General features: G+C 44.8%; 21 protein-coding genes. 9 read left to right on the top strand and 12 right to left on the bottom strand.

Features of this window, described 5'->3' with window-relative positions:
* Together ViNHUV68_RS17040 and ViNHUV68_RS17045 are read left to right on the top strand one after the other, a co-directional pair.
* Nucleotides 1-894: an EamA family transporter gene (locus ViNHUV68_RS17040; protein WP_391091759.1), complete on the top strand. Its 894-nt coding sequence runs from the start codon at nt 1-3 to the stop codon at nt 892-894.
* A gap of 119 nt (nt 895-1,013) precedes the next feature.
* Entirely contained in the window at nt 1,014-1,742 is a 729-nt protein-coding gene (locus ViNHUV68_RS17045) for a transporter substrate-binding domain-containing protein (RefSeq protein WP_391091860.1), read from the top strand.
* Nucleotides 1,743-1,805: 63 nt separating this feature from the next.
* On the opposite strand, the gene ViNHUV68_RS17050 is transcribed toward ViNHUV68_RS17045, so the two are convergent.
* Both ViNHUV68_RS17050 and nadE read right to left on the bottom strand, forming a co-directional pair.
* On the bottom strand, nt 1,806-2,354 hold the full coding sequence (locus ViNHUV68_RS17050; RefSeq protein ID WP_391091761.1) for a hypothetical protein: 549 nt from the start codon (nt 2,352-2,354) through the stop codon (nt 1,806-1,808).
* Nucleotides 2,355-2,664: 310 nt separating this feature from the next.
* On the bottom strand, nt 2,665-3,492 hold the full coding sequence (nadE, locus tag ViNHUV68_RS17055) for an ammonia-dependent NAD(+) synthetase (protein ID WP_391091762.1): 828 nt from the start codon (nt 3,490-3,492) through the stop codon (nt 2,665-2,667).
* A gap of 186 nt (nt 3,493-3,678) precedes the next feature.
* Here nadE and ViNHUV68_RS17060 point away from each other — a divergent pair, with 186 nt between their 5' ends.
* Entirely contained in the window at nt 3,679-4,191 is a 513-nt protein-coding gene (locus tag ViNHUV68_RS17060; RefSeq protein ID WP_391091763.1) for a nicotinate-nicotinamide nucleotide adenylyltransferase, read from the top strand.
* 95 nt (nt 4,192-4,286) lie between these two features.
* On the opposite strand, the gene ViNHUV68_RS17065 is transcribed toward ViNHUV68_RS17060, so the two are convergent.
* A complete protein-coding gene (locus tag ViNHUV68_RS17065) occupies nt 4,287-6,134 on the bottom strand; it encodes an EAL domain-containing protein (RefSeq protein ID WP_391091764.1) in 1,848 nt (615 codons plus the stop codon).
* 118 nt (nt 6,135-6,252) lie between these two features.
* Complete coding sequence (locus ViNHUV68_RS17070; protein WP_038177380.1) at nt 6,253-7,137, bottom strand: LysR family transcriptional regulator; 885 nt, start codon at nt 7,135-7,137, stop codon at nt 6,253-6,255.
* A 111-nt stretch (nt 7,138-7,248) separates the two neighbouring features.
* Here ViNHUV68_RS17070 and ViNHUV68_RS17075 point away from each other — a divergent pair, with 111 nt between their 5' ends.
* The 3 genes from ViNHUV68_RS17075 (at nt 7,249) to ViNHUV68_RS17085 (ending at nt 9,026) form a co-directional block, all read left to right on the top strand.
* On the top strand, nt 7,249-8,427 hold the full coding sequence (locus ViNHUV68_RS17075; RefSeq protein WP_391091765.1) for a Bcr/CflA family efflux MFS transporter: 1,179 nt from the start codon (nt 7,249-7,251) through the stop codon (nt 8,425-8,427).
* 38 nt (nt 8,428-8,465) lie between these two features.
* Nucleotides 8,466-8,816 (top strand): hypothetical protein, encoded by a 351-nt coding sequence (locus ViNHUV68_RS17080; protein WP_038177377.1) that lies wholly within the window; start codon nt 8,466-8,468, stop codon nt 8,814-8,816.
* Nucleotides 8,817-8,891: 75 nt separating this feature from the next.
* Nucleotides 8,892-9,026, top strand: coding sequence for a hypothetical protein (locus tag ViNHUV68_RS17085; RefSeq protein WP_281170154.1), 135 nt, complete (start codon nt 8,892-8,894; stop codon nt 9,024-9,026).
* A 134-nt stretch (nt 9,027-9,160) separates the two neighbouring features.
* Here the strand turns inward: ViNHUV68_RS17085 and ViNHUV68_RS17090 are convergent, their stop codons facing one another.
* On the bottom strand, nt 9,161-9,760 hold the full coding sequence (locus ViNHUV68_RS17090) for a glutaredoxin domain-containing protein (protein ID WP_038177375.1): 600 nt from the start codon (nt 9,758-9,760) through the stop codon (nt 9,161-9,163).
* A gap of 57 nt (nt 9,761-9,817) precedes the next feature.
* Nucleotides 9,818-10,702, bottom strand: a complete 885-nt coding sequence (locus ViNHUV68_RS17095) for a DMT family transporter (RefSeq protein ID WP_038177374.1) — start codon at nt 10,700-10,702, stop codon at nt 9,818-9,820.
* A gap of 242 nt (nt 10,703-10,944) precedes the next feature.
* Between ViNHUV68_RS17095 and ViNHUV68_RS17100 the strand changes: the two genes are divergently transcribed.
* On the top strand, nt 10,945-12,492 hold the full coding sequence (locus tag ViNHUV68_RS17100; protein WP_391091766.1) for a DUF3369 domain-containing protein: 1,548 nt from the start codon (nt 10,945-10,947) through the stop codon (nt 12,490-12,492).
* Nucleotides 12,493-12,641: 149 nt separating this feature from the next.
* Entirely contained in the window at nt 12,642-13,622 is a 981-nt protein-coding gene (locus tag ViNHUV68_RS17105) for a rhodanese-related sulfurtransferase (RefSeq protein ID WP_038177372.1), read from the top strand.
* Between the two features lie 88 nt (nt 13,623-13,710).
* Here the strand turns inward: ViNHUV68_RS17105 and ViNHUV68_RS17110 are convergent, their stop codons facing one another.
* The 4 genes from ViNHUV68_RS17110 to norR form a co-directional block, all read right to left on the bottom strand.
* The gene (locus tag ViNHUV68_RS17110) at nt 13,711-15,051 is read right to left on the bottom strand and encodes an MATE family efflux transporter (RefSeq protein WP_391091767.1); all 1,341 of its coding nucleotides are present in this window, start codon (nt 15,049-15,051) and stop codon (nt 13,711-13,713) included.
* Nucleotides 15,052-15,237: 186 nt separating this feature from the next.
* A complete protein-coding gene (locus tag ViNHUV68_RS17115; protein ID WP_391091768.1) occupies nt 15,238-15,846 on the bottom strand; it encodes an HAD hydrolase-like protein in 609 nt (202 codons plus the stop codon).
* A gap of 24 nt (nt 15,847-15,870) precedes the next feature.
* Nucleotides 15,871-16,230: a glutaredoxin gene (locus tag ViNHUV68_RS17120; protein WP_100752657.1), complete on the bottom strand. Its 360-nt coding sequence runs from the start codon at nt 16,228-16,230 to the stop codon at nt 15,871-15,873.
* Between the two features lie 91 nt (nt 16,231-16,321).
* A complete protein-coding gene (norR, locus tag ViNHUV68_RS17125; protein ID WP_391091769.1) occupies nt 16,322-17,911 on the bottom strand; it encodes a nitric oxide reductase transcriptional regulator NorR in 1,590 nt (529 codons plus the stop codon).
* Nucleotides 17,912-18,148: 237 nt separating this feature from the next.
* Between norR and hmpA the strand changes: the two genes are divergently transcribed.
* Nucleotides 18,149-19,324: an NO-inducible flavohemoprotein gene (gene hmpA, locus ViNHUV68_RS17130; RefSeq protein ID WP_391091770.1), complete on the top strand. Its 1,176-nt coding sequence runs from the start codon at nt 18,149-18,151 to the stop codon at nt 19,322-19,324.
* A 40-nt stretch (nt 19,325-19,364) separates the two neighbouring features.
* Here hmpA and ViNHUV68_RS17135 read toward each other — a convergent pair whose 3' ends face one another.
* Together ViNHUV68_RS17135 and ViNHUV68_RS17140 are read right to left on the bottom strand one after the other, a co-directional pair.
* A complete protein-coding gene (locus tag ViNHUV68_RS17135; protein WP_038177364.1) occupies nt 19,365-19,907 on the bottom strand; it encodes a hypothetical protein in 543 nt (180 codons plus the stop codon).
* Nucleotides 19,900-20,439, bottom strand: coding sequence for a YaeQ family protein (locus tag ViNHUV68_RS17140; protein WP_038177363.1), 540 nt, complete (start codon nt 20,437-20,439; stop codon nt 19,900-19,902). Before ViNHUV68_RS17140 ends, ViNHUV68_RS17135 begins: the two co-directional genes overlap by 8 nt.
* Between the last annotated feature and the right edge of the window lie 63 nt (nt 20,440-20,502).

Genomic DNA, 20,502 nt, shown 5'->3' on the forward strand with positions numbered 1-20,502 from the left:
ATGTTAGTTCGATTAATTCCTTTTATATTTGTTGTGTTGTGGGCGTCAGGCTTTGTCGGCGCAAGGTTTGGTCTTCAATACGCTGAACCTGCGACCTTGCTTTCGATTCGAATGACCGCCAATGTTGCGCTATTTCTACTGCTTGTTGTCGTACTACGCAGACGAATCCCAACGGGAAAAATGCTATTCCACTGCGCGGTGGTTGGGGTATTCATTCATGGTTTCTATCTTGGGGGGACGTATTTGGCGATTAGTCTCGGTATGCCGGCGGGATTGAGTTCACTGTTGGTTGGCTTACAACCGATTTTGACCGTGTTGCTATTGGTGAGTTTTACCCAGCATTCCTTTAAGCCATCGCAATGGCTTGGCTTGATGCTTGGCTTTGTCGGCATCAGCTTAGTGTTGATGGGCAAAGTGGACTGGCAGTCAGATCAGCATCGCACCTTAGCGGTCGTGGTGTGCTTGGTCTCTTTGGTTGGTATTACTTTGGGAACCCTATATCAGAAAAAGTACTGCCAAGGTGTCGATATGGTCGGCAGTGCGGCTATTCAATATTTTGCGGCGGGCATGTTGTTCATCCCTTACGCGGTGAGCTTTGAAACCATGCAGGTTGAATGGAACTATTCATTGATTCTAACGTTAGTTTGGTTGGTGGTGGTGCTGTCTTGTGTTGCGATTTTACTGCTTTTGTACATGGTAGAGCACGGTGCGTCATCCAGTGTTGCGTCGGTGTTTTATCTAGTGCCGCCGACCACGGCGGTGCAAGCGTGGTTAATGTTTGACGAGTCGTTTGACGCTCTTGGTGCGCTCGGTTTTATGTGCGCTGCTGGCGCGGTGTATTTGGTGGCAAAAGCGCCACAGGTTGGCCAATTAAAATTACTTTTTAAGCATTAATTTATCATTGTGCTTAGAAGTTATGGGTTGAGTGAACTAACTTTAACTGAGACGCTGAATGGAGATGGCCTGTGATTGTACGTAATTTTATTTGCCAATCGGCCTGTGCTTTGTCGTTGATGTTGTCAATATCATCGGCTGTCGGCGCTGAAAACGACCTTCGAGAACTGGAGTTTTTTACAGAGGCTTATCCTCCAGCCAATTTTATTAAAGATGATCATATAACGGGTTATTCGGTCGATATTTTACTGGCGGCAAGTGCATTGGTAGGAGAGCCTATTACTTTGTCGCAAATTTCCTTACAGCCTTGGGCCCGCTCCTATCGTCGAGTGTTAACGCGCCAAAACACGGTTCTATTCTCCACAACGCGTTCCGAGCATCGGGAGGCGCTTTTTTATTGGGTTGGCCCTATCGTGGACATCAAAGTTGTCGTCCTTGCGCGTCGAGGAGACAATATTAAAATAGATAAACCGTTAGATATGGCCAAATACCGTATTGGTGCCATACGTGATGACATCGGTGAGCAGAGTTTGCTAGAACTGGGGGTTCCGCGTGCCGCGATGCAAGAGGCTATCGATGTGACGGTGCTGGCTGAACAGCTCCTGAAAAAGCGAATTGATTTATTGGTGTATGCCGAGCGTGCTGCTTACTGGTGGGCTCGACAAGTTGGGATAGATGCTGATTTATTTGAGCCGGTGTATGTGGTTAAAAAGGGCGATGTCTATTTTGCGGTTAACCGAGATAGTGATCCCGCTGTTGTCGAAAAGCTCCAAAAAGGATTAGATCTCCTTAAGCAAACTGATCAATCAGGGGGCAGTCGTTACCAAGAAATTCTGGATAAATATTAACGATGAGTGGAACCAAAGGCGCACTATGCTGCCTTTGATTGATCAGATTTTGGCTTTTTTGACTCAAACTTTGGCTTTTTTAACAAAGTAAGGGTTGTCGAATTTATTCGCATTTCCTAGTAGTGAAACCACCAGTTTGTTCCACAAAGTGACATCAAATTCCCCCTTTGGTATGGAAGGGTAGAGTGTATCGGCCTCTTCGTTGGCGTAGCGCATAAATTGCTTTTTCTTAATTTGGTTATATTTATCTGCGACTCGGTTGTGTTTTGAAATCCACTCGCGTTTAAACGCGATTAATCCGGGTTGTGCTTGTTCTATGGGCAAACGAGAAAGGTAAATACGCTTATATGACACCTTACGGTCAAGCATAGTACGCATCGCCGTTTGAATATATTTACCGTGATTGGTGATCGAAATAGTTTCTTGGTCGAATCGCTGCACACACCAACCAGAAGGAAGAAAGGTTGGTTTGCGATATTGCTTATTACGCACTTCGATTGCCTGATGCATAATCAGATCAGAGGTGCCATTGAAGGTTTGTTGCCATTTACCGATTCGGATCTGAATAGCCGTTGGCAATCGATAAATATTAGTAAACTTATCTTGTTCCATATATGAATACACTATTTTGCGTCGATAGGTTTTAAATCAAGCACTTCAGGCGGCCAGAGGTCACCACAGATAGGTAGATTGAGTGCTTAAGCCAGCATAGTGTAGTGAAAACGCTCGCGACTAGCTAGTGATCAATAGCAACAAATAGTAAATTGTGTGACGGCTTAGCCTTACGTTGACGAAAGATATCAGTTAGCCTTATGCGCACATATGCGTCGCTATTAGTATGGTATGCAACTTTATTTGACTACGACAAACAATAAGTTAAGCCCTTATCGAATGATAAGGGCGAAAATAGATCTAACGATGATTAGTCGTAAATTGTCGGAATCGGCTCACGCTTATGTTGGGTAACGGTATAGATGTGGACCAAACGCTCACAGACTTCTGGCGCAACAGGTTTACCTTCCAAAAAATCATCAATTTGGTCGTAAGTCAGATTAAGAGCTTCTTCATCGGCTTTCTGTGGTGCCAGCTCTTCTAGATCTGCGGTAGGTACTTTTCTGACTAGTTGCTCAGGGGCTCCTAAGGTTTCAGCAACTTGGCGAACTTGACGTTTGCTTAAGCCAAACAGTGGAGCCATGTCGCAGGCACCATCTCCAAACTTGGTGTAAAACCCGGTAATATTCTCAGCCGAATGGTCAGTACCAATGACCAACCCACCGACAAAGCCTGCAATCTCATATTGAGCAACCATACGTGCGCGTGCTTTTACGTTACCTTTAACAAAGTCAACTTTTGCGCTGTCTTGAGGTAGCAAGCCAGTACCTTCAAGCGCTGTTTGACTTGCCGTGTGAAGCCCATCGACGCCCGGTTTAATATTGACTGACACAGAATGCGTCGGCTGAATAAATTGCAAGGCAAGTTGCGCTTCATCTTCGTCTTTTTGTTGACCATAAGGTAGGCGCACAGCAATAAATTGATAGCCACCCTCGGTCTCTTGATTGAGTTGGTCAACGGCTAATTGAGCTAGGCGACCACAGGTAGTAGAGTCGACACCGCCACTGATGCCGAGGACAAGAGATTTGCATCCAGCTTGTTGGAGTTTGCGTTTGATAAAGTCCACGCGGCGTGAGATTTCGAATTGAGGGTCAATCGTTGGCAGAACACGCATTTCATCGCGAATCAACTGTTCCATTATGTATCCTTCCTGCAAGCAATATATCTAAAAAAACAAAACCAAAAACGGTAATTTTATCAGGTCCACCTCATCTGGGATTCTCAGCGTTGAAGGGGACGTGTTAAACTCACCTTGTCGTATCATACCTTAAACAACGAATTAGAAAACCGTGATCACAGTTTTCATTAATAGTGAATGAGAGAAATGAAAAAAATCGCCGTGTTTGGAAGCGCATTTAATCCGCCAAGTTTAGGTCACAAAAGTGTGATTGAATCATTATCCCATTTCGATCAGGTTTTGTTATTACCGAGTATTTCTCATGCTTGGGGTAAACAGATGCTTGATTACTCAATACGTTGTCAACTAGTCGATGTTTTCATCGCAGACTTGAACCTGCCATACGTCATGCGCAGTGATGTTGAAGAGTGTCTTTATCAGCCAGAACAAAGTGTTACTACGTTTGCCGTTTTAGAAGCATTAGAGCAACGTCACCCAGAGGCTGAGCTGACCTTTGTTGTTGGCCCTGACAATTTATTTAACTTTAGTAAGTTTCATCGTTGTGATGAAATCCTTCGTCGCTGGTCTTTACTCAGTTGCCCAGAAAAAGTGGCAATTCGCAGTACTGACATTCGTTCAGCACTGAGTCGCATGCAAGATGTTTCTCAACTTACGACAGAAAATGTCGCCCGCTTATTGAGTGAGAAAGCGCACTATTAACTATTAATTGTGGGTTAGTATTAGTTTAAAAAGGGTAACAGCGCGGCAATGTGATGACAAAGGCTAAACGGTCGCTTTCGCTTCAATCTTGTCGTTTAGCCGTTAGAGACTCGTTGTGCTTCGAGGCGGAGTAAATGTCTCTCGATAAGTTGATGGGGTTTCTCTGGACGTGAAAAATAGTAGCCCTGAATCCAAGTACAGCCCATTTGATACAGTTTATCCAACGTTACTTTATCTTCAACGCCTTCAGCAACCAGAGCAACACCCAGTTGCTGAGAAAGCTGCACCATCAGCCACACCAATCGTTCGGCCGTTTCGTTGCTAAGCATATTACGAATAAAACTCGCATCAATTTTTATACAATCAATCGGGTAACTATGAATGTAATTAAGGCTTGAGTAGCCAGTGCCAAAGTCATCCAGTGCAACTTTAAAGCCTAAAAGACGTAGCTTGCTCAGTATTTGCTGTACCTCGTTGGTCCGTATTAGCAGCACGGTTTCTGTTAGTTCAATGGTAAAATCTTGAGGAGAGAAGTCGTAATCTTTTAGGCAATTCATTAAATGCTGAAGGTATCGATTAGAGTTGTGAAACTCGTTCGCTGAGCAGTTAATGCTCAAACTAACTCGATGGCCTAGACCTTGCTCAAGTTCAAATTTGGCTTTACATGCTAATTCAATGATCCGCTCGCCAAGTTTGACAATCAACCCAGATTGCTCAGCGGCTTCAATGAATTCGACCGGATAGACATGCCCAAGTGCTTTGCTCTGCCAACGCGCCAAAATCTCATAATAGTCCCATTGATCGCTTTCTCTTTTGACGATAGGTTGAGCGACCACATAAATTTCACTGCTACTAATATCTCGGCTTAATTCATTACGTAGAGTATCGATGACGAGAGCGCGGCGGTGGTATTGCGCGCTCAGATGAGTGTCATAGCACTGCACATTGGTGTGCTTGGTCTGCTTACAGTCTTTAAGCGCTAAACTGGCATTGTTGAGAATTTGATCAGCCGAATGTATTTGATCGCTATTTGTCGCTAGCCCTATGCTGACATTAAACTGAATATTATGGGTGTTGTCCTGATAACCTTTGTCAAGGCGTTGGATGATCTCGTGACAGACCGCAAAGGGATCTCGTGAACGACTGATAAAAGCAAACTCATCTGCGGCGATTCGACAAGCTAAATGTTTGTCTTGAATGGATTCTTTGATGGTGGTGGCGACAAATTTAATGATCTGATCACCAATATAGTTGCCATACAAATCATTGATCGTTTTAAAGTTGTCAATATCAAGATAGGCCAGAGTAAATAGCTGCTTATTTTCACTGTTCAGTCGTTGAAGGGTATCAGACAGATAGCTGCGGTTGAGTAAGCCAGTTAAATTATCGTGAGAAACTTCATAACTGAGTTGGTCGACCAAAGAGTCTGCTCGTGCGGTTAACCATTTCGCTTTCAGATGATGGGTAACAATATTGGCGATCAACTTGTGGTAGTAAGTTAACGATTCAATGTCTCGACTTGCGAGTTTGTGCGTATAGGTTGAAAGGAGAATACCTAATATTTCGCCATTTTGCGTCTTAAGTGGGATCGCGATGTAAGATTCAATGTCATTATCGAGAATAAAAGATTCGGTACTATGCTGTTGGCAAGCCCCACTTTGACAGACTATCGCCTGCTGATTTGATTGGCTTACAAATGTGTACGCTGTACGACTGATTGGAGTGGCGTACAGACAACGATTTAATGTTTGGTCTGATGCACTGGCAATAAGATTCGATTTCGCGGTAAATTGATCCAACTCTATCACGCAGGTACAAAGTGCCCCTGAGGATTGACGCAGCTCGTGGGTGGCTTTGTTGAGTAGTTTTAGCCCATCTAAACTCAGAATATCATTAAGGGTCTCAACATTTAATGACATCTGAATCGACGTTGTCCTAACCATAATGGGTAACTCACTTATTAGTGTGGCTTGCGCCACTTATCCGTTGATTGGGTTACCTAATAAATATGGTATTAGTCGCATAGTATTGCAAACCTAAATCGATAATCCATCGATAGTGTTAGTGCTGCTCTTGTTTAAGTCTTTGTTTTAGATAGTTAAGGAAGAGCTGTGTTCGAGTATGCTGATAGTCAAGTTTAGGGTAATAAGCATAGACAATCGCCTCGTCTGCAGTGATACCCGGCAATACGCGTTTGAGCGCGCCTAATCTAAGATCTTCTTTGATCATGACGTCATTGGTCAGCAGTAATCCCATGCCACTTTTGGCCGCATAAAACAGCGCTTCAGGGTTGGTGGTCGCAAAGTTGCCACTTAAGTTGAGTTTTTGCCCGTTTGTTAGGGTGATTTCACGTTGAGTACGCTCGCCCCATATCAACATATTGTGCTGCGTAAGATCTTGAGGCTGTAAAGGTTGACCAAACTCTTCAATATAACCAGGAGACGCATAAAATCCTGCTCGATGTTCAAATAAAGGACTGGCTTTGAAGCTAAGTGAGTTGAGTTGTTCAATTTCTCGGCTAATGAAGAGATCCAAGCTTAATGTCGGCAGTTGTCCCGGAGTCGTGGTGATCAACTGAATTCGAATATCGGGGTACATTTGCAAAAAGTCGTTGAGATACTGCACCAGAAATTTCGAACCTACCGCAAGAGTAGCGCCGATTTTGAGTAGTCCGGCTGGGGATTGCGATACCGAGCGTGTCTCGTCGAGGACCGACTGCCAGCCATCAATTTGTACTTTGGCTCTTTGGTAGAACAGTGCGCCAGCTTCAGTTTGAGTGACCGAACGCGTGGTACGTTTGAGTAATTGGACACCAATTCTTTCTTCAAGCCAGTGAATGCGTTTACTGATTGCTGAGCTAGTAGTGTTGAGTTTACGTGCTGCGCCATTAAAGCTGCCTTCATCAACAACACGAATATAGCTCTGAACACTCTGTAACCAATCCATAGCCCCTCCTATTGATTCCTTATGGGAACTAATTACTTTCCAATTCGATATATTATCATTTACTAGTGATTAATCTACACTGCTGACACAGGGCTAATTGGGGAGATGTGAATGAGAAAAATGCCGATCGTATTGGCGATGATGATAATTGCAACTGGCCAAGTTGGTGTGAGTATTTATCTACCTTCACTTCCTTTGATTAGTCAGACGCTAGAAGCAAGCCAGGCTGATGTGCAACTTTTGGTGACACTATTTTTGGTCGGTTTTGGGGCTTCTCAGCTATTTTATGGTCCACTCTCAGACGCGATTGGTCGTCGTCCGGTGTTTATCCTTGGCCAAGGTATTTACCTGCTTGGAACTGTGATCTGCTTGTTATTTTCTCACCATCTTGAATCACTTATTCTTGGTCGATTATTACAAGGCTTAGGGGCGGGAAGTGCGTCTGTCTTGGGGCGCAGTGTGTTGCGTGATAGCTATGATGGATCGCAACTGACTCGCGCACTATCCTATATATCGGTCACCGCTTCGATTATGCCTATTCTTGCACCGGTCATCGGAGGCTGGCTGGCGTTTTATCTTGGCTGGCAGTCGGTATTTATGTTTGTTTTGTGCTATCTAATGGCCATTTTTACTTTAGGTTATTTTGTATTACCTGAAACCATGTCTTACGGTAAATCGCGCTTCAGTTTGCGTCAGGTCGTGTCTAATTACCGTCAATTGATTACCAGCCGACAAGTTCTGACCAGTGCGAGTTACAATTGGGTGAGTTATCTAGCAAGCTTAGTGTCATTGTCGGTGATGCCTTTTTTATTGCAACATGAGCTAGGGTTAACCGCTGCGGAATATGGTTCTATAATGATTATTCCATCGGCTGGTTTGATGATTGGTAGCTTAACCCTCAATGTACTTACCCGCTATTTATCTTCTAAGCAACTGCTTTCTATAGCGATTTCATTGTTGATGCTTGCGGGTATCTGGTTAGTATTGGCACCAGCAAGCTTGATAAACTTAGTCGCGCCTTTTACCTTACTTGCTATTGCGCAAGGCTTGTCATTTCCTATCTCGATCAGCTTATTGCTTGAGCCTCATAAACGTCAGGCGGGTGCGGTATCAGCGCTTTCGGGATCAATACAGATGTGTTTAGCCGGAGTGCTCGGTGGCTATTTGGTTGAAAGTTGGGTACACAGCCAGTATGCAATGGGCATTTTTTATCTGCTATGTGCGTGTACGATGGCTACGGTGTTGAGTTTGTCCAAGGCCAATCATAATGTGCAACAAGAGTTGGCTTGACGTACAATACGCGCAATTATCTGCGATAGAGAAATCTGATGGAATACAATCAATTTGAAGCACTGGTACTGTCACTGTGCGAGCAACAAACTTTACCTCAAGCATTGGCTATACTCAAAACTTGCGATGATCAAGAAGTGGCGCAGGCGGCAGATTCATTAACGGGTCAGTTTGCGCTGGCGGAAACTGAAGGAGCAAGACGTATTTACCATGTTACGTTGCAGGAAAACGAGCAGGGCGAAGAACAAGAGTTTGTTGAGCATGTGATGGATGAGGGTGATGATGTGATTCGTTTCGTTGCTTGGTTCTTTGAAGCGATGTTTGATGTAAAACGTAAAGATACCTACCAAGCTGCGGGTAAAACCTATCAACAACCCAAGCGTGCTTGATGATAATGTGATCTACATCTTGATTTTGTGTTAAATGTGATTAAAATCACACTCCTTACTATCGAGGAGAGACTCATGAATCACGAATTAGGCAATGCATATTTAGGTCAAATGATCGCAAGACAAGCCATGCACGATGCGCTTTACGCCAAGCCTAAAGCGAAGAAAGCTTCTTTCATCAAACGCATGATGAAAAAAATGGCGAAGTAATCGCAATTGTGAACTGGCATTCATGCTCAATGATAGGGTCACGAACCTGTCTATGATTGAGCAAAACAAAGCCTCGCTAATTTAGCGAGGCTTTGTGTTTTTTGGGACTTTACTTGGCTATAAAGATGACTTAGTCATAAAGAGACAACATTATCAGGAACTTTATTAAGTCCTTTCTCTTCAATCCAAGCCGCAAGGTTATCGGCACCACCGATATAATGCCCATCGAGCCAAATTTGCGGCACGGTTACTGGCGTTTTTTCGCCGATAATGGCTTTTACCTCTGGAATCATACGATACAGCGCGGCGCTGTCTTTAACTACATCGTGGTATTGATACTCTATTCCTGCGTTATCAAGTAATTTTTTCGCTTTAACACAATAAGGGCAGGTTGCTTTACCGTAGACAATATTTCCTTTCAAGGTGTCACGTTTGGTCCACTCGGCAATCACCGATTGAACCAGCACACCGCGATTTAACGCTTCGCCTTGGCTAATGACCTTGCCCTCAACCATCACAATCGGAGCATGCCAGGAGCCGGCTTTTAAAGGTTCCCACCAGTGAGAGAGCCAATCTTTAACCTCAAGTTCAACCTCTATGCCAGCCAATTCATTCTCAAACACATCGGTTAGAATATCTTTGGTCAAGGTGCATTCCCCGCAAGGAATATTGACCTTAAAAGGGCCCCAGCTTCCTGCCCAGCGGTAAAGGGTTAATTTGATTGGATCTGCCATAGGGTTCTCTCCCGTAAATACTATGACTAATTAGAACGAACTCAGCGGTAATTTCTTTCACTTGGTTGGCTTTTTTGTTTCCCAATGGGTGATGAAGGCGACAGATGCAATGATAATTGCCGCCCCGAGCCACAAGCGGCCAGGTGGTACCCAGCTAAACACCAGCCAGCCTGCCAACACATTCAACGGCAGCTTGGCGTGATCGAACGGTTGGACAAAAGAAGCATCTGCCACCGAGTATGCCTTAACAATAGCCCACTGAGCCAAAGCCGTCATCGCGCCTGCGACGATTAATACTAGCCATAGCTCACCGCCGACAGGTGTTTGCCAATCTGGCACAGCAAGTAACAGATTGAAAGGTGTGATCAAAATAAGTAGATAAACCACCATGGTAGAAGGTGAGTCGTCTGAAGAGAGTTTTTTCACCATCAGTGAGTAACATGCCCAAAAGAACGCGGCACCAACAGGGAGTAGTGTTGCCCAACTAAAGTCGCTTGCCCAAGGTTGTAAAATGATCATTGCGCCAATGAAGCCAGTCAAGGTTGCTCCCCAACGGGCAAAACCAACCTTCTCTTTCAAGAATAATCCCGAACCAACCGTGGCGAACAAAGGTGAGGTCATCAGCAATGCGATACCTTGCCAAATTGGTACTGGATAGGCCAAGGCCCATAACCAAAGTTGAATTCCGATCACCGAAAGAAAGACTCGAAAAACATGCATGCCTAAATGCTGAGTGCGAAGCGAACGGCGAATTCCAAGGGTTTTTAAATAGGGTAAAATAACCACCAAGGCAATCGCGTATTGAACAAGAGCGACGGTTGTTGAGGAGAGACCAAAGTTAATGCTAGCAACTTGCGCGAGACTGTTGACGATAGCAAAAGCAAAGCCTGCCGCTAGCATCCAGCTCGCCCCTTGAATAGGGTGATGGTTATGGGAATTCATGTTTTAAAGGGCTGAGGAATAAGTACGCTGAATGATACGTTTTTCTGTTATGAAAATCATCTAACATGTTGTTGTTATCACTTGATTAACTAGATTCCGAAACAATTGTGAAGCAATAATACTTTTTTGCTCCGCTTGGTAATGACTGATCGGATGCGGCTATTTATATTAATCAATTAATCCATTAGTAATTTTTTTGTGCTAAACCTTAAGTATTAATATAGTTCTGGGAATGGTAAGCAATGAATTTTTTTGCGGATAAAATAACAGTAGACGATCAGACCAATACTACGCCAATAGAATCCAATAAATCGGAGCAACAGTGGAATATTCTGTTGGTTGATGATGAACAACAAATGCACCAAGTGACTAAATTAGCGCTTGCTAACTTTGAGTTTGAAGGGAAGCGATTAAATTTATTGTCGGCTTTATCGGGTGAAGAGGCCAAATTGATCTGTCGTCAAAATGACAATATTGCCCTTGCTCTGGTAGACGTTGTGATGGAATCTGAAACCGCGGGCCTCGAGTTAGTGAAGTTCATCCGTAATGATCTTGGTAATAAACTGACTCGACTGGTTCTTCGTACCGGGCAAGCGGGGCAAGCACCAGAAGATGTGGTGATACGTGAATATGATATTGATGACTATAAAGAAAAAACCGAACTTACTACTCAAAAGCTTAAGACTCTGCTTTATTCTATGCTGCGCAGTTACCGTGATTTATGCTTGATTGAGGAACAGAAAGAAGGGTTAAGAAAAGTCATTGAAGCTTCCTCTTATGTTCAAAATACCGATAGTTTACAAGCTTACGCTGAAGCTGTTTTGTCACAAGTGACTTCTTTACTTAAATTGGAGAAATCGGCTTTTTACTGCCTCGTTCATCCGTTACCTCATGGTGAGGAGGCTCGTGCACTAACGTTAGCGGCTACGGGTGACTATATCGATTGTTATTCAGAATGTGCGTTTGAGCGTCTCCCTGAGTTGGTGGCCGAGCGTTGTCGACAAACACTAGCAAAAGCAAAAAGTAACAATTATGGTGATGCGTATGTGTTGTATACCCACGATGCTGATGGTGTGGAATGCTTACTGTATGTCAATGTAAATCGTGACCTTTCTGATCTAGACAAACACCTACTCGAAATCTATATGCAGAATATTGGTTTAACCTTTGAAAACCTCACCTTGTTAACCGATATCCGTGAAACATCGAAAGAGCTGGTCTTTAACCTAGCGAACGCCGTTGAGGCGCGAAGCAAAGAAACGGGAGCACATGTACAACGCGTATCGTTAATATGTGAAAAACTAGCCTTGTTATACGGTTTGCCTGAGCAAGAAGCCAAAATGATCAAGTATGCCTCTCCTCTCCATGATGTTGGCAAAGTGGCAATTCCCGATAGCATTTTACATAAACCCGGTAAGCTTGATGCTGAGGAATGGACGATTATGCAAAAACACGTAGAGTATGGCGTTGAAATCCTTAGCCACTCCAAACGTCGTTTGATCAATGTAGCCAAACAAATTGCCGGCACCCATCATGAAAAATGGGATGGCAGCGGTTATCCTAACCAATTAAGTGGCGAGTTGATTCCGGTCAGTGGGCGTGTTGCCGCGTTAGCCGATGTATTTGATGCTTTAGGGTCTAAACGCTCTTACAAACAACCTTGGACCGATGAAGCGATTATGCAAGAAATAGAAGCTCAAAAAGGTAAGCATTTTGAGCCCAAATTGGTCGAACTAATGATAGATAATTGGGGTGATTTCATCGCCATCCGAAATTCACTCCCGGATTGATATGACACATGCGTTAGGATCGCATTCTGATGTGGACGCTAATATCCTCAATAATTGTCCGTATTTGTCCTTGCGACACTTGGTTATACTCGCTGCGATTAAAACCAAAAGCTCTGGATTTACGATCCAAGTCGCTATAAGGAAAAGAAATGACAGATTACGTAGTATGTGCCTTGTATAAGTTTGTGCGCCTTGAAGATTATGTTGAACTTCGTCAGTCGCTAAAAGCGTTGATGGAAAAGCATCAAATACGCGGTACTTTATTGCTGGCTAGTGAAGGGATAAACGGCACCGTTGCTTCGACTCGAGAAGGCATTGATGCTCTCATTGTTTGGTTCAAACAGGACGCGCGATTAGCTGATATTGTGTACAAAGAATCATTTGAAGCCACTCAGCCTTTTAACCGTAGCAAAGTGAAACTAAAAAAAGAAATTGTCACATTAGGTGTGGAAGGCATTGATCCTCGCCATGTGGTGGGTACTTACGTTAAACCGAATGAGTGGAACGATCTTATCTCTGACCCTGAAGTGTTTGTTGTCGATACTCGTAATGATTACGAAATTGAAATAGGCACCTTCAAAAACGCAGTCAATCCCAAAACGGCAACCTTCCGTGAGTTCCCAGAGTACGTTGCTGAAAACATGGATCCAACCAAGCACAAAAAAGTTGCGATGTTCTGTACCGGCGGTATTCGTTGCGAGAAATCGACGGCTTACATGAAAGAGCAAGGCTTTGAAGAGGTTTACCATCTTGAAGGCGGTATTCTGAAGTATCTTGAAGAGGTGCCAGAAGAAAAGAGCATGTGGCAAGGCGATTGCTATGTGTTTGATGGCCGAGTTGCGGTTAATCACCAGTTAGAGAAAAGTGAGTATGAGATGTGTAACGCATGTCGCTTGCCAATCACTCAGCAAGATATCGAATCCGAGGCGTTTGAGAAAGGTGTGAGTTGCCCTAAGTGTATCGACAAACATACTGATGAGCAGAAAGCACGTTTCCGTGAACGCGAAAAACAAGTTCAATTGGCAAATGCGCGTGGAGAAACTCATGTGGGTGGTGAAGCGGATCAATTGATTGCGCAGCGCCGACAAGAGAAACTGGCCCGTAAAGAGCAGCAAAGAAAATCAAAATAGCCAAATTGGCAGCTAGCCACCTTCGATAAGCGATTTAATAAATGCCGTTCACATTTGTGTTCGGCATTTTTTATTGTGTTAACAACGGCTATTTATTTTGAACAAAGAGCAATTTTTGCTCTATCTGGCGGAGCGCTTTTTGGTACATCACCCAAGCGGTGGCACCCGCCAATATGTTGCCAATAAACGCGCCCCAGAACAGGCCTTCGATACCACCCCATTGTGACCCTAACCATAAGCATGGTAGGAAGAAGGCAAACAAGCGCAGTGCTGAGATGGTCAGCGCGGTATAAGACTTGCCCAGAGCATTTGAGACAGACACCATCAACATACAGATGCCAAGTGGGCCTAAACTAAATGGCACCACCATTAAGTGATAGTTGAGAATGTTGCCTACTTGCGACTCGCTGGTCATAAGATTGGCGAGTAATCCTGAGCTGATTAACGTGATCAGGCCGATAACGAGTTGGAACCCTATTACAAACTGAGCCGCTATCGAGACCAGTTTACGAATGTCAGCGAGATTATTTTGTCCAAGACGTTTGCCGATCATTGGTGGCATCGACATCGTCAGTGCCAGTACTGCGACGATAGCAAAAAACTCATAGCGCGATCCCAATGCCCATGCTGCAACCGCTGCAGTACCGTAGCTTGCGAGTAGTTTGGTCGCTAGCATTGAAGATAATGGCGGTAGCAATTGGCTCACCATCGCAGGTCCCATAATATGGCTGATTGAGCGAAGACTGTCAGCGACATTAAGATCGTTCCAGTCAAAGCTCATCCACTGTTTGCGCGCCACTTTAGGTGCAACGAACAAGATGCCGATACCAAAGGCGAGGATGGTCGCGATGGCCGCGCCATTGATGCCTAGATCGAACGTAAAGATGAAGATCGGGTCGAGTATTAGATTGAGAGCGCTGGTGACCATCATCATCGTGCCCGGCAACATGGTATTGCCATTGGCGCGACAAAGACTATAGAAGAAGTACAGCACTGCACCTGTCCAAGAGCTTACCAACCAGTAAATCCAATAGCTGTCAATAATCGCAAAGACACTTTGTGGGGCGCTAAGCAGTAGTAAAATCGGCTCACGTAACAGGTATAGGCTGATGCAAATCAAAGCAACGCCGATACTGCCGAGCGCGACCACCAAGCCGCCGAGTTGTTTCGCATAACGATCGTCACCGGCTCCAATGGCCTTAGCGATTACGGCGGTAGTGGCAATGCCTAATCCGACTTGAATACCGATGATCACCATTTGTATCGGTAGGGTAAACCCCTGAGCGGCAAGCGGTAATACCCCTAGTTGACCGATAAAGGCACTGTCAACCAATTGAAAACTCATCAAAGACAGCACACCAAACAGCATCGGCCATGTCATTTTGAACAGTTGCTGTCTCAGCGAGGAAGAGGAAGAGGTGTTTGTCATAGCCATGCTGCCGTTAAGGTTTTTTATTTGGGAAAACAAATAACCGAGACATAAGAGCCTCGGTTAAATCGATACTTACAACATCGTTACTCTGTCGCCCATTTTCAAGGGGCTGGCGAACTTTAATCGTCGGGTTAGCGATGAATTGTTTAAATCTTAGTGGGTGTCGCCGATGGTATATAGGATTCAAATACGCTGAGCAAACCTCGTTTCTAGGTCAGTTAAATGTTCAATCACTAGTGATGCATGTGCGGTAAATGGGCTTGCGTTACCATGGGTGACTAAACACGAGGGCATATCGGCGTTGAAAGCTGCTTGCAGATCGTACAGATAGTCGCCGACATACAAGATCTGGTGCCTACCTATTTGCCATTCGTTAGCCAACGAAATCAACGCATCGGGTGCAGGCTTAGGTGGATAATGTTCACGTGTAATTACGCGTTGAATATTCAACTGATTATGGGCCATTTTTTGTTGAGTCGCTTCGGCACAATTACGGGTAATAACGGCTGTGTGTAGCTGATTACTGTCAATGAAATTAAGCAACGAGTGACAGCCAGGCATCGGTTGAGACGTTTGGGCGTCTTGCAGTTCGTGATCAAGAATAAGCTGATGCGCTTTGCTTGCGGTGTCTGGACAATCGATTTGTTCAACAAAAGAGAGCAGATCATTGTCTTGTGGACAGCCAATTTGCTCTCTAAGCCATGAGAAGTTCATGTCAGACGTAACCAAAGTATTATCGAGATCAAACACAATAGCTTGGATATGCGAAATATTGAGTGGAACGTATGACATAGGCACTTCCTAATGGGCTTGAAGTTAAGCGAACTCTCGCTCTAAGTAGGCAACAATGTCTGAAGATTCATACATCCATTCGACTTTGTCGTCTTTTTCAATTCTTAGGCAAGGGACTTTCACTTTGCCACCACCCGCTTCTAACTCTGCGCGGTGTGTCGGATTATTTTTGGCATCGCGCAATTCGATATTGACCGATTGACGCTTCATGGCACGGCGGACTTTGACGCAGAAGGGACAAGCATCGAACTGATACAGAGCGAGAGATTGAGCTTTGCTGTCAGCTACCTGTTGCTGCTGCGTTGAGCGCTTGACGCCACTTGGTGAAAAAATAAAGTTGAGTAAAAGGATCACGCGTCCTAAAAACCAGCGGATAAACTTCATAACCATCCTATTTGTTGAGCTTGTTTGACTATTTGAGTAACTATTAGGTTACGTATTGTATCTGAGATGTGATCATTTCGGTACAGCAAACTCAGCTCACCTTGATTTGATGTTGGGTCGTCACCTGTATTCCCAGTCGTTTCGCCAATCGGGTTAAATTAGCTCGATCGGTTTTCAGCGCTCGAGCCGCTTTAGCCCAATTGAATCCCGCATTTGTTAACGCTGCTAACACCAGTTGACGTTGGTATTGATTGGTTGATTCTCTAAGGCCTAATTCGGGATCTAACGTATGCGTTGCAACGTGTGTTTTGCTGGGGGCTGAAGAGGCAAGATTAGCCAGCGATTGCAGTTCGCCAATATCTTCGACAGACACGGTAATGAGTGTCCCTTGATGGCGGCGAGCACGGGCTTTAAGTGCTGCGCGATTGATCACGTGCTCAAGCTCGCGGACATTGCCCGGCCAGTTATAATTCGAGAGCAGCCATTGCGCGTCTTTACCGAGCTTAAGCTGGACAATACCTAGTTTTCGCCTAGCTTGTTCCAAGAAATAACCCGCCAATAGCACGCTGTCTTCGTCGCGCTCTCTCAGGGGGGGCACTGTAATGGGATAGACACTTAAACGATGGTAAAGATCCGATCGGAAGTGGCCTTTATCAATCTCCTGTTTAAGGTCGCGGTTGGTGGCAGCAAGCACACGAACATCAATGGTTTCGACCTTGTCTTGTCCCACAGGTTGGATTTCGTTGTTTTGCAGCGCACGCAAGATTTTACTTTGTGCGGCAAGGGGCAGTTCGCCAATTTCATCAAGAAACAGGGTTCCGCCATCGGCAAGAGCAAACTTACCAAGACGAGACTTATCTGCTCCGGTGAAAGCGCCTCGAACGTGGCCAAACAGCTCACTTTCAACCAAGTTTTCCGGTATTGCAGCGCAATTGACATAGACCATAGGCTGCTTTCTGCGTGGTGACAGATGATGAAGGCTGCGGGCAACTAATTCTTTACCTACCCCCGTTTCGCCGTGAATTAGAATATTGAAGTTGGATGGGGCAACCACTTCGATATCAGCTTTTAGCGCTTGTATGGCAGCGCTATCACCGATGATTTCTCCGCCATCACGTTCCCACGCCTCTTCATTGAGCTCTTCGAATCGTTGCTGAGTTTGCTTCGCTTGGTGCTCAAGTTGGCTTACGGTAAGCGCCACTTTAAGCGTTGAAGCTGCAATGGCAGACAAGGCATCTAAGCTGCGACTCGGAAAGTGATCAAATGCACCTGGAGTTAAACTGTCCAGCGTTAAGACCCCCAGTAACTTATCGGCATAATAAAGTGGCAAGCCCATGCATGAGTGCATCGGAAGATCGCCGTCATGGTCGATCAATAGATTATCAAATGGGTCGGGTAACTCGCAGTCAGAGTCAAATCTAACCGTTGTTTTCGATGCACAAATATGTGCGAACCTAGGGTGTTGGTCTATCTTATAACGACGCCCTAATGTATCTCGGGTTAAACCTTGCATCGCGAGAGGGACTAAGGTGTCCCCTTGCAGCGAAAGTAGCGCAACGCAATCGCACTGAATCGCTTTACGAATAGCATCAAGAAGGTTGTTGAAACGATCCTGATCATTGTCTCCGCGAGCGAGACTGATTGTCATGTCAATAAGTGTTGAAACAGAGATATCTTGCATACAGTACCAAGAGATGAGGCGAGCGAGCCCCGTGCGTACGAGTGATGCAGTGAAATTAACCATATCATTGAGGTTATTGCAACATTAAGTAGTCATAATGACATCAAGCAGTGTGTCTATTTGACTCGGGTTTGGCAGTGAAACATCAATAAACCCAGTAACTTAGGGTATCTATAAGTTGGCATGTATCCTGCTTTTAATAGGACAGAAAAATAAAATAATGAGGAGAAAGTCGAGATGCTCAACAACCATCATATTGAAGTAGTAAAAAGCACCATTCCATTGTTAGAGTCTGCAGGCCCTGCACTGACTGAACATTTCTATCAGCGTATGTTCAACCATAACCCAGAGCTGAAAGATATCTTCAATATGACGAACCAGAAGACTGGGCGACAGAGCGTTGCTCTGTTTGAAGCGATCGCAGCTTACGCCAAGAACATTGAAAACCTGTCAGCATTGACAACTGCTGTAGAGCGCATTGCCCATAAACACACCAGCTTTAATATCCAAGCGGAGCACTATCAAGTTGTTGGCCACCACCTGATTGAAACGTTACGTGAGCTTGCCAGTGATGCTTTCACTCCACAAGTGGAAGAGGCGTGGACAGCCGCGTATCTGTTTTTAGCGCAGATCTTTATTGATCGTGAAGGGGAGCTCTACCTGCAGCGTAAACAAGCGGTTGGTGGCTGGCAAAATGCGCGCCGTTTTGTGGTGAAAGAGAAAAAGCCTGAGTCTGAATTCGTTACCAGTTTTGTGTTGGTCCCAGAAGATGGCGGTACGGTACTCGATTACCAGCCAGGTCAATACATAGGTATTGAACTCAAACCTAAAGGTAGTCAATACAAGGAAATACGTCAGTATTCGTTATCGCAAAAGCCGAATGGTCAAGATTACCGCATCTCTGTTAAGCGTGAAGTAGGAGCGCACAATGGCGTGGTATCAAACTACTTACATGATGATGTTGATCAAGGTGATGTCGTGAGTCTCTATCCGCCAGCTGGTGATTTTTTCTATCAAGAGAAGGGTCAACCAGTCGTATTGATTTCGGCTGGTGTCGGGGTAACACCGATCCAAGCGATGATGCAGTCATTAGCGCATCAGAAAAAGAAAGAGGTGACAGTGCTCTATTCGTGTAATGGAGACAAACAACATACCTTTAAACAAGAGTCTGCGCAGCTTGCTCAAAGCAATCAATGGCCTCAATACACTTGGTATTTAAACCAAACTGGGGCTGATTTTTCAGGTCAGATCGATATTACTTTGATTGCCAAAGAGCTACCTTTGGCGAAAGGAGATTTCTATCTGTGTGGTCCAGTGGGCTTTATGGAGTCAGTAGTACGTCAGTTGGAACAGGCTGGGGTGGAGCGCGATCGAATTCATTACGAAGTTTTTGGTCCGCATACTTATCTATAAACAACAGCGAACATGCAATAAAGGCCCGTTTCGGGCCTTTTTATTGATTTTTCGTGAGCCACTGTTTCACGCGCGCTACTATGCCGAACTTACGCTTGAGCGGAGAGTGAAGATCACCAAGATAATAACTCTCAAGATAGTGTGTTCTTAGCGCTTGGGTATCGTCTTTAGTGATCGAATTGATCAGTTGCGCAGTGGAGTCGGCATGTTCGTTGGCCAAACTGAAATCCATTTTAAGATAGCCCTGCATATACAGCCATAAGTGCGTGACTAATTGCAATTGCGCCATGCCTTGCTCTTCGAATTTATGCCGATGGGCGTCACCTAAACCAGTTTGCAGAACATCGTGCATCGCCGCCGCAGACTCGCGCTGAGCATCAACCTGACAGGACGCTTCAATATGCGCTTTGGTCAACACACCGAGTAAGTGATGTTCGGCGGCAGTGTCTGGTTTGGCTTGCAAAACTTGTTCAAACAGTGGTGCATGTTGCTGGCAAAACCGCTCATACACCGCAGCTTTATGTTGCACTATTTCAAGCTGATTAGCATGGGTTGTGCCGAGCCATTCGCTGAGTTTATTCATGGCCTTGTAAGGTATCTAAGGTAATTTCAAAGGACCCTTGGTCTGTATCAATAAATAAGCTGTTGCCTGAGATCATCACCGATAGATCCATCGTGCGGGTGACAGTTGCCGCTAGGGCTTCAATCGCTTGGCTGTCAAGACGATAGATATTTGCATTGTACTGATGCGCTTTGTTTTTGCTCTGCTCCCACCAGACTTCAGACTTACTATTGAACGAGAAAACATCCACTCGCTTAGCCAAGCGACACGCTTTTTTAAGGCGATCTAGGGACGGCTCGCCAATCTCAACCCAAAGCTCAATTTGGTCATCGAGAGATTTAACCCATAGGTCAGGTTCTTCAACGGTCGACAGCCCTTTGGTTAAGGCTAAATCTGGTTGCCATTTTACGCAATACGCCAAGATACGCGCCATCATACGCTCAAGGGTTTCAGATGGGTGTTGAGCAACGGTTAATTGTGTAGAGTCGTAAAGATCTCGGTTGGTGTCAGAAAGTGAGATGCGAAATTTATAAATTGTGGGTTTGAGAGCCATAACCTGTTCTTAAATATAAAAAAATAGCCAGCGAGCTGCTGGCTATCATAAATTCTGTTTAGT

This window comes from Vibrio sp. NH-UV-68 (assembly GCF_042940635.1).
GTDB classification, from domain to species: domain Bacteria; phylum Pseudomonadota; class Gammaproteobacteria; order Enterobacterales; family Vibrionaceae; genus Vibrio; species Vibrio pacinii.